The sequence below is a fragment of the Gluconobacter sp. genome (genome assembly GCF_047723935.1).
In the GTDB taxonomy this organism is placed as follows: Bacteria; Pseudomonadota; Alphaproteobacteria; order Acetobacterales; family Acetobacteraceae; genus Gluconobacter.
In genome coordinates this window covers 56546-70122 of sequence record NZ_JBDOBO010000005.1, presented here as the reverse complement: position 1 = coordinate 70122, position 13577 = coordinate 56546, and the positions used below count along the sequence as shown (strand labels likewise).

The following is a 13577-nucleotide window of genomic DNA, read 5'->3' as shown; positions in this document are numbered from 1 at the left end:
TTACCCACCTACGGGCAGACCTGCGGGCAGACCTGCCGGACTTTCTCCAACAAGAAGATTAAAGACCCCCGCGGACGATGAGTGCTCCATTGAAGAACCATACTGCTTTTTCAACATAGTAAGTGTGGCACCATCATGAGCTCTTGAGGCATCACCGGCCAGTTCCAGAACCAAGGCTTCCAGCTCTACTGACAGAGTTGAAGCATCTTTTCGCGCCGCCCATGCTGCATCGAGGGCTGGCTTCAGAGCAGACACTGCACCAGTCCAGTCCTTCGCCTGTTCCATCAATTTCGCACGCATTTTCAAAGCCTGAACCTCTGTCCGGCCTGTGAGATAACGTTCCGCTTTAGTCAAATCGTGTTGGGCCTGCGCAATTTCGGCGCGAAGCAAAGTCACATCCAATACTTCCAGCTGCCCTCCCGGAAGCGCAGAAACATCTTCTGGCTTTTCCGCTGGTAAATCATGGAGTGCCACGCTTAGATCACCCGCATCAAGATCAAGACGAACAAGCTTCAGCATAGTGTCCTGATGTTCTACCCCCTGCTGGTTCTGCAGAAGACGACGCAAGACCATTCGTTGAGCTGCCGGAAGACCTAGCACAGCATAACGACGGTCCAGAGCTTTCAGAAAATAGGTTTGCAATGTCGGATCATTCGGCGTGATCGTCAGGGCTGATTTCAACAGCTCAACTTCGGCGAGAGCACCGGGCATTTCGATATTTTTCTGTTCCGCAAGCCCTCGGGCAATGACGATCACCCTGTCATGCCCAGGAAAATCCTCTTGCCCATAGGCAGCCTGCCCGTCTTGCACGCCCTGTTGAGCGGCGCGCCATTCTTTCCCTTTAATGAAAGCATCAATACTCAGCAGGCGTGCCTCACGCTCCCTTCCTGCCATTCGAAAAGCAGGCATAAGGGCATCCACACGCTCACCTACTGCTTTTGCGGGCAATGCGCCTGTTTCAAGATCCCGTTTCAAAGCGGCCTCGCGTGCAACAGGCCATATCAGGGGAGCAGGATCATGAGCGAGCTTTTCAAGCTGCTCTCTTGCATCCGACGTACGAGTGTCCGTTGCCACCAAGGCACGCGCAAGGGCAGTTTCAGGCCCCAAAGGCGGAGACGATAGAACGCCCTGATCTTTTGCCGTGCCGTATCGCGCGACCCACTCTGCCCCCACTGGTAACAGGCGGTGCCGCAAAGGCTGAGAATAAGCCGAGACCGATGGCAAGCCTGCCGCAATCAAGCTTGCTATACGGGTTCTCTGCGCATTGACATCAGGCCCGTCTCCCACAAGGGGAAACTGCGCACGCACCATGCCTCGCCAGAACTGATCTTCCGGCGCCGCCCCTTCTTCTTCCGTTAAGAGAGATTGATCAGCGCGACCGTTGAGCACCGCCGCAATCTGTTTCAGTCTTCGTACATCCTTACGCGCAGCCCCTTCAGGTTGATCTTCCAGTGCTGCCTGCAAAACCTGAGAAACCAATGCACCATTCGCCAATCTCGCCGCTGCCTGTGCCAGGCGGACCCGCGCGTCAAAGCGCTGTCCTGCTGACGCTGTTGCCGCCGCGATCCAGGCGCGATGAACACTGTCTCGCAGATTTTCAGGCGCACTATCGGCCAACGATACCCCGGCATCTGAGGCCCCATAAGCGGCCAGCTTTCCGCCAGCGAGAAGCGGAGTATCACCTGGGCCAACTCGATCCAGAAAAAACTGCTTTCCGCTTTGCCTTAACTCGATTGCATCGTCATCAGCCGCGATAACCAGCCCCGTCAAGCTAGGGCGAACCTCAAAACCCGCTCCATGCCGGATCAAGTCACCGGATATAGAGCCTGACCGTGAGAGACCGAGCAAAAGTCGCCGACCGGAATCTGGATCCCGGAATGCGACAACAGCCAAAGCCCCATCCGTCCGAGGTGGCATGAAAGTCAAGGCACCGCCATCTTGGCCCAATAACATAGCGTCTGTTGGTGAGGCCGGCTGTTGTGCGAGAGAGACCGTCCATCCATGCCCGGCAGGCCTAACTGATGGAATGGCTCCTTCAGGGCACAGGATGCTAACAGCCGTCACATCCGCCATACCACGAGCAGATACAGCCTCGAATGGCGTATCATTTGTGAGCCCTGCAGTGTCTATAACATGGCGCCCGGCAGCGACGATCAGGAGACGCCGACCATTCTGAAAGGCAGCAACCGGCGTCATCTCACCCAAAGGTAGCCATAAGCCAGTTGCGGTTGGGGCAACATCCTCTTTAGCCTGTATAACAGGCTGCACACCGACGTTCGCGCGTTCTACCGCCGCCTTCTCCTTCTTTGACAAAAGGGGGGAAGGATCATTTAGAAATGACCAGCCTGATGGAAGAAGCGCACTCCCCGTAGACGGCAAAGCTGATGCGCTTTCTGACAGCATCAACACTATCAGCACACACAGGCATCTACGCCCCAGCATTACCCGTTATCCCCAACACGCATCCCAGGATGCGCATGAGCATTTGCGAGCATCTGTGTTGCCAGAATAGCCCTTTGTGGAGACATGGCTTCCATGATCGCTGAAGCTTTCCGCGGGCTCATACGGTTCAGAAGGCCCACGCCAACCCGCAGATCAAGAATATTGAAAATAGCGGCCGCATCGACGGGCTTCATCGCCTCATAAATCCTGACCAGTCTTTCCGCATCCTGGTTCAAAAGCTCGTCCGAATGTCGTGCTGTCTCTTCAAACTGCGAACGGGATGTCTGGAGTGCGGTCATCCGACGTTGCAGTTCTTCTTCTGCCGCATCTACCAGACGTTGCCGATCTTCCAACGCAGCGGCCTTGCGATCCAGTTCCTGCTGCCGTGCAGCCAGCTCTGCTTTCAGCCCGGGATCAGGCGTTATCGGCGCCATTTCATTTGCCGACTGAAGCGCTCCCTGACATCCCCCTGCCTTGCAAAGATCTGGAGAGGCAAGCTTCTGCTGAGCAGGTTTCCCATCCTGCGCCTCAGACGACTTGCTTGCAGTTCCTTCAGCATCAGCGTTCGGTGAGGCTTGTGAGGTGGTCGGCTGCGCCACGGCAGACGACATCAATGACGAATTGGTTGACGCATCAACATACCCAACCAGATCGTAAACTTTCGCGCCCAGCAAGATGATCATCAAACCACAGGCAATATGCAGCAAGCGGAAGAGCATGAGCGTTACACCTGCTTCTGACGAAGGGCACGCAACAGTTCCCGTTCTGCTGCAGTCTTACCGGATGGCGTTTTCAAAGTACTCGCCGCCGGCCATCGTCCTTCATCTGCCCTGACGCGCGCAGAGAAACGAGGGCTATCCATATCCGGCGCCTCTGCCTCTCTGACAGTCGCGGTATTAGCAGGGCGGCCAATTGCCGCTGTTTTTTCCAAAATCTGAGCAACGGCTTCTGATCGTTCACAGAGTATCGTCAGCTCATGTTTGAGGCTCTTTCCGCTCTCCACCGTTTTGCCAAGCGAACGACCAACCATTTCAGTCGTCTGACGCAGATGGTCGATACCGGCTTGAGCCTGCTGGCTGCTACTATGCAAACTGGCAATCAGGGCATCCAGCTCTCCCCGGTTTCGACGAATGACCGATAGCGCCCGCCCAAGATAGAGGCTGTAGAAAATCGTAATCAGCAGCAGGGCTGACAGAGCAACTTCAAGCACAATCTGGAACCTGTCCATGGAAACTGCTCCGCCTTTTCAGCTGTACGCAGAAGGGCGATCAGCAGCCCCTCCGCCAATAAGATTTTCTTCAATACGAACCGCGACATGACCCTGCTTCTTGCCAACCCGCCCCCGAAAGACCGTCTTTCCGCCACAGCGCAGTTGAACGAGAGCCGTAGGATCACGGCGCAGCACCAGCATCTCGCCCGGCGAAAGGGACATGATGTCCTGCAAATTCATGCTCTGCTCTTCCAGAACGGCGTCGAGCGAGACGTCCGTATTCCAGAGCTCTTGGGCAAGGTGACTTTCCCAGATGCCGTCATGGCCAAACTTTTCACCCATGAACTGCTGCAGCAGGATTTCCCGAACAGGCTCCAGCGTTGCATGCGGCAGAATGAGATCCACATCCCCACCGCGGCCATCCATGTCGATGCCAAATCGCGCCAACACCACGCCATTTGCCGCCCGGGAAATAGTCGCAAAGCGGGAATTCAGTTCCAGCCGTTCAAAACGAAAATTCACAGCACACAAAGGGCTGAAACTCATGGAGAGATCCGAGAGGATCACACGGATCAGAGGCTCGACCAGCGCGCGCTCGATCGCCGTATGATGTCGGCCTTCTGCCCGCCTCTCCCCATCGCCATGAGGACGAACACGATCACGCCCTCCCAGCAATGCATCAATGACACTGTAAACAAGGGACGAACTAAGAACGAGAATCCCGTAATTGTCCCATTCCTCCGCTTTGAAGACGGCGAACATGGACTGCCCGGAAACATTCTCCAGATAATCTCCAAACCTCTGGGAAGCCAGGCGATCCATTGAGACTTCAACGTTATCGCTGGTGAAGTTGCGTAGGCTGGTCGTGAGAATCCGGACGAGACGGTCAAAAACCACCTCAAGCATAGGGAGCCGCTCGTAAGAGACGAACGACGTGCTCAGCAGTTTTTCCAGACCGCTTCCTTCGCCTCCGCCGCTCACGTTGGCGTCGCTCCCGAAGAGACTATCAATCTCGTCCTGGTTCAGAATCCGGTCTGCACCCTCATCCTCTGAAAAACCGAGATCATCCATAGAAAGGGCAAACCGCGGCATCGGCGCATCGTTTACACCGCCCTCCGACATCGGGGCGGCTTCTGCCTTCTGTGCGTCTGGCATCACTGCACCAGAACTTCCACAAAGAAGAGATCCCGCACGACGAGCGGCGCAAGAATGTTAGAAATCTGCGCCAGCATGGTTTCCCGCAGACGATAGATTCCCGCTCCGGTCAGTTCGTCCGGGCGCATCCCATGCAAGCAGGTCTGGAAGGCATCCTGTATCTGGGGCATGAGCGACCCGATTTTTGCCGTATCTTTGCTGTCTTCAACCTGAAGGCGCGCACTGATCCGGACATAACGCGCCCTGCCATCTCCGGTATCAAGGTTGGACACCAGCGTCGGGATGGTAATGAGTGTCAGGGATATCGGCTGGGACGCCGCTTTTACGGGACGGGACGCAGGATGTTGGAAATGCCGCCAGGCGAATACGCCGCCTCCAGCCAGCATGGCACAGAGCACTGCTGCGATCAGGATAATCCTGCGTTTTCCGCCAGCTTTCGCCGGGATCTCAAGTTCCGGAGTCTCCGTCGTCACTGCCTGTCTGCCTTCTCTTTCGGACAGACGGCATCATCTGAGCAAAAGATTAACATTGGGTTTATGACGCCTCGGAAAAGGCCCTTTGCCCTGTATGCTGGAAGCCTTTTCCTGTCGGGAATCCTTCTCGCCGGATGCGCCTCCCAACCCTCGCCCTACAATCGATATTATGCAGCAAACGGCGCTTACAAAGCCCCCGGCACAGCCAGTGATCCCTGGGGGCCATACATTCAGCAGGCTGCCAGTCGCTTCTCGATTCCCGAAGCCTGGATCAGAGCGGTCATTCACCAGGAATCGGGGGGACACCAGTATCTGAATGGCCAACCCATCACGTCCAGCGCCGGAGCCATGGGCCTGATGCAGCTCATGCCGCAGACCTATGCTGAAATGCAGGGCCGGTTCGGGTTGGGTTCTGATCCGTATGAACCGCATGACAACATCATGGCGGGAACCGGCTACATCAAAATACTGTCTCGCAAATACGGAGCTCCCGCATTTCTGGTGGCTTACAATGCTGGACCACAACGCCTTGAGGATTACCTCTACCAAGGGCGGGCACTCCCCAACGAAACTGTCAATTACATTGCAAGTATCACGCCGCATCTGGGCACACAGATCGCTATGACAGGCCCATTGGCAGCCTACGCGTCGTCACAGCAACTGAACGCATCTCCTATGGAGGTCGCAGAAGCACCTGATAGCAGCACACAATTGGCCATGGCTCAGCCTTCCAGACAGTATGGTTCAACACAGCAGAGCGTTCAGCAGGCATGGTCCAGACGGCGCATTACGTCTGTCCCGTCAGATACAATGCCACCTGAACTGCCGCCTCTTGGCCCCTGTGACCCGGATGCCGCCTATGATCCAAGTATGGCCTGCACTCCCGTCTCCGTCCCCAACCGTCAACTTGCAGCCCCGTCTGCAACTGTCGAGCAATCGACAGTTGCCAGCACGCTCCTGCCTCCGGCTCCTGTCATTCCCACACCACCTCGAACACCTCGCCCCTCTCAGAGTCTGACACCCACAGCCGTCAGCTATCGCGCGCCAGGAACTTACGGAGACTGGGGCATTCAGGTCGGAGCTTTTGCGAATCCCGGACAGGCACGCTTTGCCGCGAACATGGCGCGACAGACGGCATTCTCTCCCCTTCAGGCATCGCAGACCCAGATTCAGCCCACAATGTCTCATGGAACGCGCTTCTATAGGGCCCGTCTTGCTGGTATCAGCCGGGCCGGGGCTGCCAGTGCCTGTAGCAGTCTGACAGCGCAGGGCATGGCCTGCATGGCCGTTCCACCTGGACATTAAATGTCTCAAAAGTCTGAATTTTCGTAAGGAAACTCAATGCTCGTTGGCAATGAGAGGACTTTGCCGTATGTTCCCATGCAGATTGGACATACCTGCCACGCATGAAGTGTAGGTGACCACCGTCCAGACATTGATTCACCCCGCCGATCCCGGCCCTCAGGATGCGCAGATGACGACCAGCCCTGCTCACGATCACACTCCACCATCGGAAGATGTCATCAGCGAGGAAGGGTACCACAAGGATCTTGGTCGTCGACATGTTCAGATGATCGCCATCGGTGGCGCCATCGGAACCGGACTGTTCCTTGGTGCTGGCTCCCGCCTTCAGGTTGCCGGTCCTTCCCTTGCGCTGATCTATGCCGTTTGCGGCGTTTTCTCTTTCTTGATTCTCCGTGCCCTTGGAGAACTGGTCATGTACCGCCCGACCAGCGGTAGCTTCGTGACCTATGCCCGCGAATTTCTTGGCGAAAAAGCCGCTTATGCTGCGGGCTGGCTCTCATTTCTCAACTGGGCTATGACGGGCATCGTCGATATCACCGCCGTCGCCCTTTACATGCACTACTGGGCCGTTTTCGTGGACGTCCCCCAGTGGGTTTTTGCTCTTGGCGCTCTCAGCATCGTTGGCACGATGAACATGATCGGCGTCCGCTACTTCGGTGAGATGGAGTTCTGGTTTTCGCTCATCAAAGTTGTGGCCCTTGCCGCATTCCTCATCGCCGGAACGCTTATTCTCGGCAGCCGGATGCCCGTAGCCGGGCACACCACGGGCCTTCATCTGATCACAGAGAACGGTGGCCTGTTCCCGCATGGAATCATGCCAGTCTTTCTGCTGCTGCAGGGTGTGGTGTTTGCCTATTCCGCCATTGAACTGATTGGCACTGCCGCTGGAGAATGCCACGATGCGCGTGAAATTCTGCCGCGCGCTGTGAACAGCGTCATCTGGCGTATCGGTCTCTTCTATGTTGGCTCGGTTGTCCTGCTCGTCTGCCTGCTGCCATGGACAGCCTATCATGCTGGCGTCAGCCCGTTCGTGACGTTCTTTCAGGCACTTGGAATTCCGGGCGTTGGCACGATCATGAACATCGTTGTCCTGACTGCGGCACTGTCCAGCCTCAATTCAGGCCTGTACTCCACAGGTCGCGTACTGCGTGCCTTGTCCCTTGGTGGATCAGGCCCTCAGGTGCTTTCGAAGATGAACAAAAGCTCCGTACCTTACATGGGTATCCTGACGACGCTTTCTGTTTATCTGGTTGGCGTTGGCCTGAACTACCTGATCCCTTCCCGCGTGTTTGAAGTGGTTCTGAACTTCTCGGCCATCGGAATCATCAGCACATGGGGTTTCATCCTGTTGTGCCAGCTTCGCCTACGAGCCGCTATCAATCGCGGCGAAATTGCTCCGACAACTTTTGCCATGCCTGGCGCCCCCTATACCAACTGGGCAACACTAGGGTTTCTGGCCTTTGTTCTTCTGATGATGGCTTTCGATTACCCGGACGGCACGATCACCATTGGTGCCATTCCTCTGATCGGACTTATCCTTGTAGGCGGATGGCTCCTTCTGGCGCGCACCCGAAAAGCCCACTGAGATACTAATAAAAAAGCACTCCTTATCGGGGCGCTTTTTTTATGAGCTCCTGTCGAAATCAGGAGTTCTCGACAGGCAGGGCGCCAACAGGCGGAAGCCACACAAGGCACGTCGTCCCGCGCCCCGGCGCACTGGCGACCCTGAGTCTTCCACCGTGTCGGTCAAGAATATGCCGAACGATAGACAAGCCAAGACCAGTGCCCTGTTTGGCCGGCTCTACCTTATCCACCACACGATAAAACCGCTCTGTCAGCCTGGGGAGATGATGCGCTTCCATACCGCGCCCATTGTCTTCTACCCCAAGCAGTACGCCTCCCTCTTCAGGCCAGCGGTCATCCCGCTCCGGGGCCCGTCGGGCGAACAGAGTTACAGTAAAGGGGCGACCTTCTTCCCGGCCATACCGCAGAGCATTTTCGATGAGGTTCAGAAGCACCTGAACCATCTCATCCTCATCCGCCCGGATTGTCAGGTCGTCCTCAATGGCAATTTTAAGCGTACATCCTGGCTCATCAAACCGAGGGGCGACCTCACCAAGTACAATTGCCATCAGATCTGCAATTTCAACCAGATCACGGGGCCGCTGATGCTCATGAGCCTGGACACGAGACAGATATAGCAACCGGTCGATCAGGCGCTTCAGCCGGGCAGACTGCTGAGCCATGATCTCCAGAAACTGCTGTCTCGTCCCTTCATTCATGCTGCTCCCCCCAGTTCGGAGGGCATCAATGAAGCCACTCAGAGACGCCAGAGGCGTACGGAGCTCGTGACTGGCATGAGCTACGAAATCGACCCGCATCCTGTCCAGAACCTGCGCTTCGCTACGATCCGAGAGCATGACAAGCACGCGTGTATGCCGGTCGTGCGGGGCAGAAATTCTTCTCAGTGAGAGATGAAGCGTACGAGGGACGGGAACGTCCAGCGTGAACGTGGTGGAACAGATTGAGGGCAAGCCATCCACATCATTGGATGCAACGCGTAATGCGGCAGAGAGAGCCGAGCGTGCGGCAGGATGACGGAGGATAGCCCCTACACTATCCCCAAACTGGGTAAGTGCCTCCTCGTTGGCCTGAAGAACTGCCCCGAGCCGGTCCAGCAGAAGAACACTCCCGGGGAAGATCTCGATAGGGAGAATAGTCTCTGAAGCTGGCCCTGCGGAGGCCAGGGCTGAATGTTCGGTCTGTGCAGGTAACGGCACGGAGGGACGCCGCAAAGCCAGAAACGCACATCCCCATCCGGCAACCGCCACGCCCATAAGGACAAGCCCTGCCCAGAGAGGCAGACCTTCATGGGAGACGGCTACCAGGCTTTCAGCCTTCAAAGCCCGTCCGTGACAGGCCCGTCATCCAGTGCATAACCAGCGGCCCGGACAGTGCGCACCAGGTCCGGCTCGTTAGGACCATTGATTGCCTTGCGAAGTCGCCGGATATGCACGTCGATCGTGCGGATCTCGACATGGATATTTTGCCCCCAGATCCGCCGCAAAAGATCTTCCCGGGAAAAAACCTTCCGTGGATTACGGATTAGCAGATCCAGAAGACGGTATTCCGTTGGGCCGAGTGACAGCAGACGACCTGCCCGTTCAATCCGATGCGTTTCCGGGTCCAGCGTAATATCTGCAAAAGACAGCACGTCGTATGAAGACTGATGTCGGCGCAGGAGGGCGCGCAGACGTGCATCCAGCGTATCGACGCTGCAAGGCTTGATCAGATAGTCATCCGCGCCTGTATCGAGCCCACGAATGGCATCCTGCTCGCCCGAACGAGCCGTTAGCAGCAGAACCGGAAGATCCCGCAGGGTCGGATTGCTACGAATACGGCGACACAGATCAAGCCCCGACATCCCCGGGAGCATCCAGTCCAGCACGGCAGCATCTGGACGGGCCGTCTCAAGAAACAGGAGAGCCGTTTCAGCATCCGCGGCAGTTTCGACACGATAACCCCGCTGTTCGAGGTTATAGCGCATCATCAGGAGCAAAGCGGGATCATCCTCAACAACGAGAATGAGCCCCTTTGCCCTGATCTGGGTGCTTCCGCTCACCGGTCGGGCTGTTCAGCAGCGTTATCAGTAGTTGCAGGCGCGCCCCGCGGACGCACCGCCGGCAGATTATCTCCCGTCACGGCATAGAAGACGCGTTCAGCAATATTGGTGGCGTGATCACCAATCCGCTCAAGGTTTTTGGCAATGAACAGAAGCTCCGTGCAGGCACGGATGTTCCGTGGATCTTCCATCATGTAGGTCACGAGCTCACGGAACAACGCCGTGTAATACTCATCCACCGCGCGGTCTGCGTGCCAGACTTCCATGGCCCGATTGGAATCCTGCTGCGTGATGGCATCGATGGACCGGCGTAGATTGTCCTGCACCAGACGCCCCATGCTCCGCAGACCGGACAGCGAAATCTGCCCATCGGCCCCGCGAATACGGAGCGATCGACGCGCGATCGACGAGGCATAATCGCCGATACGCTCCAGATCGCCGGTAATTTTCAGCGCGGCAACGATCTCACGCAGATCGCTAGCCATCGGGCTCCGCAGAGCGAGCAGGCGAATGGCGAGACTTTCGACGTCCCGCTCCAGCTCGTCTACGTCCGGATCCTGACGGGCTGCAGCATCGGCAGCCTCCTCATTGCGATCCGCGATGGCAGAAAGCGCCAAGGCGACCTGATTCTCTACGATGCCCCCCATCTGGGACATCATGGACCGGAGCTGACCCAGCTCCTGCTCGTAGCTTTTAACGATATGAGATCTGTCAGCCATGGCGGATTATCCAAATCTTCCGGTGATGTAGTCCTGGGTCTGCTGCTGCCGTGGATTGGTGAAGATACGATCTGCCGCATCCACTTCAATCAGCCGCCCCATGTAGAAAAATGCAACCTGATCCGCACAACGCGCAGCCTGCTGCATATTGTGTGTCACGATCGCAATGGTGAACTCTTCCTTGAGTTCGTCCAGAAGCTCTTCAATGCGCGCTGTAGAGATCGGGTCCAGTGCGGAAGTCGGTTCGTCCAACAGCAGCACTTCAGGACGTGTTGCGATGGACCGCGCAATGCACAGTCTCTGCTGCTGACCGCCCGAGAGGCCGGCTGCAGGAGCATTCAGGCGATCCCGCACTTCATTCCACAGGGCGACGCGTGTCAGAACGTCCTGCACGCGCACATCCATGTCTGCTTTGCTCAGTCGCTCATGGAGGCGCACACCGAATGCGATGTTGTCATAGATCGACATGGGAAACGGCGTCGGTTTCTGGAACACCATGCCGATCCGCGCGCGCAGGATGTTCAGGTCCAGCCCGGTTTCAAGAATATTGCGGCCGTCGAAAATCACCTCTCCCGTTGCACGCTGTCCCGGATAGAGATCGTACATACGGTTGAAGATCCGCAGAAGCGTGGACTTGCCACAGCCGCTGGGGCCGATCATCGCCGTCACTTTCCGGGCAGGAAAGTCGATGCTGATATCGTGCAGGGCATGGTTCTGCCCGTAGTAAAAGTTCAGATTGCGAACGGCGAGGGCCACTTGCGGCTTGGTCTCGTTCATTTTGAAATCCTGTAAAGTCATCCGCGCCGGGCCGAAAAACGAACGGCAATATTGATGGCCAGAACACCCAGTGTCACCAGAAGAGCACCAGCCCAAGCGAGCTGTACCCAGTCGTCATAGGACGCGCCCGCATACTGGTAGATCGTTACTGGCAGACTGGCCATCGGGTGGTTCAGGCTGAAGGACCAGTTCTGATTACCGAGAGATGTGAAAAGCAGGGGAGCTGTTTCACCACTCACACGAGCCAGAGCCAGAAGAATACCTGTCAGAACGCCGGTCTTCGCCGAGCGTAGACAAAGAAAGAGGGTTACACGCCAACGTGTTGCACCCAGCGCTGCTCCAGCCTCCCGCATCGCGACCGGCACAAGCCGCAACATGTCTTCCGTTGTGCGCACGATGATCGGCACGGCGAGAATGGCAAGAGCAACTGAACCCGCCAATGCAGAGAAATGGCCGAACGGGGCCACCAGAACCTGATAGACAAACAGTCCCACAAGAATGGACGGGACAGACATCAGCACATCGGAAACAAACCGCACACAGGAGGCGAAGCGGTTCTGTCTGGAGCCATACTCGGACAGATAAATGCCACAGCCCAAACCCAGTGGGGTTGCCATCGCAAGCGCCAGTGTCGTCTGGATTACGCTGCCAAGAATAGCGTTTGCCAGCCCTCCCCCAGAACCAGGAGGCCCCATAGGCTTGAAAAGCGCACTTGCCGACAAGCCAACAATGCCACGCGAAAGCAGTGTCCAGAGAATGGACGTCAGAACCAGCACGAGGATCGCAGCCGCAATCATACCCAGAATGGTGGCGACACGATCTTTCCGACGACGGCGCGCGCCGCACGGATTAGGAGCCCAGCCGGGAGAATGCGTTGTCATGTTGCTCATTTTCTATCCCCCCGCAGCATCCTTGCCAGAGACAGGCTGGCAAACGACAGCAGCATGAGAATGAAACCAAGAGCCAGCAGAGACGACAGACGAAGCGACCCAGCCGGACTTTCCGGGAACTGGAGAGCAATCAGAGACGCGACCGTGCTTCTCGGAGCAAACAGGGACCATCCTACGGCTGTCACATTTCCGATTACAAATGTGACGGCCATTGTCTCGCCCAAAGCACGCCCCATGCCCAGAACAACAGCTCCGATCATGCCCGACCGGGACCAGGGCACGACGACCTTCCACATCACGTCCCAGCGCGTTGCTCCCAACCCGTAGGCGCTTTCACGAAGCATACCTGGCATGGCGCTGAAAACATCCCGCATGACCGCCGTCATGAAAGGCGCGATCATCATGGCCAGAACAAGACCTGCCGTCATCAATCCCGTGCCAAAAGGCGCACCATGAATCAGCATATTGATCCCTGGGACATGCCGGAAATGATGTGTCATGAAGGGTTGGACATGTCGTGCCATGAAAGGCACGATCGTGAAGAAGCCCCACATACCAAAAATAATGGATGGAACTGCCGCCAGAAGCTGAACGGCAGTGCCAACAATGGCTGCAATTTTCGGAGGCGCGATGGCGGTCAGCCAGAATGCCGTACCAAAAGCCAGCGGCATTGCAATCAATACACCAATCAGAGTGCTGACGATTGTGCCGAACAGGGGAGCCCAGGCACCGTATTCATTCGAAACAGGATTCCAGACATCCCGGAACGCAAATCCAAGGCCAAATGTCCTGAAAGCCTCCTGCCCACCAACACCCATCAGCACGACAAGGCCACCGAGGACAATCAGGACCAGCAGGGAGCATCCACCGACAACCGCCTGAAATGCGGTATCTGCGTTACTCCGTTTTTCCGGATGTTCGGAAACGGAAACCTTTTCGGGTTGCCTGGCTGGGGCAAGTGTCATGCGTCAAAGGCTCTGGCTG

General features: G+C 56.7%; 13 protein-coding genes. 2 read left to right on the top strand and 11 right to left on the bottom strand.

What is annotated here, in order from left to right:
• Genes ABF979_RS04490 through fliL form a run of 5 tightly spaced genes read right to left on the bottom strand, consistent with a single transcriptional unit; the run spans position 1 to position 5280 of the window.
• A complete protein-coding gene (locus ABF979_RS04490; protein ID WP_415558069.1) occupies positions 1-2442 on the bottom strand; it encodes a hypothetical protein in 2442 nt (813 codons plus the stop codon).
• Positions 2442-3161 (bottom strand): MotE family protein, encoded by a 720-nt coding sequence (locus ABF979_RS04485; RefSeq protein ID WP_202207149.1) that lies wholly within the window; start codon positions 3159-3161, stop codon positions 2442-2444. The genes ABF979_RS04490 and ABF979_RS04485 overlap by 1 nt, the downstream gene beginning before the upstream one ends.
• 5 nt (positions 3162-3166) lie before the next feature.
• Complete coding sequence (locus ABF979_RS04480) at positions 3167-3670, bottom strand: DUF6468 domain-containing protein (RefSeq protein WP_202207148.1); 504 nt, start codon at positions 3668-3670, stop codon at positions 3167-3169.
• Positions 3671-3688: 18 nt separating this feature from the next.
• The gene (gene fliM, locus ABF979_RS04475; protein WP_415558066.1) at positions 3689-4807 is read right to left on the bottom strand and encodes a flagellar motor switch protein FliM; all 1119 of its coding nucleotides are present in this window, start codon (positions 4805-4807) and stop codon (positions 3689-3691) included.
• Entirely contained in the window at positions 4807-5280 is a 474-nt protein-coding gene (gene fliL, locus ABF979_RS04470) for a flagellar basal body-associated protein FliL (RefSeq protein WP_415558064.1), read from the bottom strand. Before fliL ends, fliM begins: the two co-directional genes overlap by 1 nt.
• Positions 5281-5343: 63 nt before the next feature.
• Here fliL and ABF979_RS04465 point away from each other — a divergent pair, with 63 nt between their 5' ends.
• Both ABF979_RS04465 and ABF979_RS04460 read left to right on the top strand, forming a co-directional pair.
• A complete protein-coding gene (locus tag ABF979_RS04465) occupies positions 5344-6585 on the top strand; it encodes a transglycosylase SLT domain-containing protein (RefSeq protein ID WP_415558062.1) in 1242 nt (413 codons plus the stop codon).
• A 169-nt stretch (positions 6586-6754) separates the two neighbouring features.
• The gene (locus ABF979_RS04460) at positions 6755-8170 is read left to right on the top strand and encodes an amino acid permease (RefSeq protein ID WP_215750070.1); all 1416 of its coding nucleotides are present in this window, start codon (positions 6755-6757) and stop codon (positions 8168-8170) included.
• 58 nt (positions 8171-8228) lie between these two features.
• Here ABF979_RS04460 and ABF979_RS04455 read toward each other — a convergent pair whose 3' ends face one another.
• Genes ABF979_RS04455 through pstC form a run of 6 tightly spaced genes read right to left on the bottom strand, consistent with a single transcriptional unit; the run spans position 8229 to position 13558 of the window.
• On the bottom strand, positions 8229-9488 hold the full coding sequence (locus ABF979_RS04455) for a sensor histidine kinase (RefSeq protein WP_415558059.1): 1260 nt from the start codon (positions 9486-9488) through the stop codon (positions 8229-8231).
• Complete coding sequence (locus tag ABF979_RS04450) at positions 9485-10207, bottom strand: response regulator (protein WP_415558057.1); 723 nt, start codon at positions 10205-10207, stop codon at positions 9485-9487. The genes ABF979_RS04455 and ABF979_RS04450 overlap by 4 nt, the downstream gene beginning before the upstream one ends.
• On the bottom strand, positions 10204-10926 hold the full coding sequence (gene phoU / locus ABF979_RS04445; RefSeq protein WP_415558055.1) for a phosphate signaling complex protein PhoU: 723 nt from the start codon (positions 10924-10926) through the stop codon (positions 10204-10206). Before phoU ends, ABF979_RS04450 begins: the two co-directional genes overlap by 4 nt.
• Before the next feature lie 6 nt (positions 10927-10932).
• Positions 10933-11703: a phosphate ABC transporter ATP-binding protein PstB gene (pstB, locus tag ABF979_RS04440; protein ID WP_371822701.1), complete on the bottom strand. Its 771-nt coding sequence runs from the start codon at positions 11701-11703 to the stop codon at positions 10933-10935.
• A gap of 17 nt (positions 11704-11720) precedes the next feature.
• Positions 11721-12593, bottom strand: a complete 873-nt coding sequence (gene pstA, locus ABF979_RS04435) for a phosphate ABC transporter permease PstA (protein WP_202207140.1) — start codon at positions 12591-12593, stop codon at positions 11721-11723.
• The gene (gene pstC, locus ABF979_RS04430) at positions 12590-13558 is read right to left on the bottom strand and encodes a phosphate ABC transporter permease subunit PstC (RefSeq protein ID WP_202207139.1); all 969 of its coding nucleotides are present in this window, start codon (positions 13556-13558) and stop codon (positions 12590-12592) included. Before pstC ends, pstA begins: the two co-directional genes overlap by 4 nt.
• Positions 13559-13577 lie beyond the last annotated feature (19 nt).

What these genes read in the sequence shown, in the direction of transcription:
- ABF979_RS04490 (WP_415558069.1), bottom strand. Translation starts at nt 2,442, where the DNA reads ATGCTGGGGCGTAGATGCCTGTGTGTGCTGATAGTGTTGATGCTGTCA.
- ABF979_RS04460 (WP_215750070.1), top strand. Translation starts at nt 6,755, where the DNA reads ATGACGACCAGCCCTGCTCACGATCACACTCCACCATCGGAAGATGTC.
- ABF979_RS04465 (WP_415558062.1), top strand. Translation starts at nt 5,344, where the DNA reads ATGACGCCTCGGAAAAGGCCCTTTGCCCTGTATGCTGGAAGCCTTTTC.
- pstC (WP_202207139.1), bottom strand. Translation starts at nt 13,558, where the DNA reads ATGACACTTGCCCCAGCCAGGCAACCCGAAAAGGTTTCCGTTTCCGAA.
- phoU (WP_415558055.1), bottom strand. Translation starts at nt 10,926, where the DNA reads ATGGCTGACAGATCTCATATCGTTAAAAGCTACGAGCAGGAGCTGGGT.
- ABF979_RS04480 (WP_202207148.1), bottom strand. Translation starts at nt 3,670, where the DNA reads ATGGACAGGTTCCAGATTGTGCTTGAAGTTGCTCTGTCAGCCCTGCTG.
- pstB (WP_371822701.1), bottom strand. Translation starts at nt 11,703, where the DNA reads ATGAACGAGACCAAGCCGCAAGTGGCCCTCGCCGTTCGCAATCTGAAC.
- fliM (WP_415558066.1), bottom strand. Translation starts at nt 4,807, where the DNA reads ATGCCAGACGCACAGAAGGCAGAAGCCGCCCCGATGTCGGAGGGCGGT.
- pstA (WP_202207140.1), bottom strand. Translation starts at nt 12,593, where the DNA reads ATGAGCAACATGACAACGCATTCTCCCGGCTGGGCTCCTAATCCGTGC.
- ABF979_RS04485 (WP_202207149.1), bottom strand. Translation starts at nt 3,161, where the DNA reads ATGCTCTTCCGCTTGCTGCATATTGCCTGTGGTTTGATGATCATCTTG.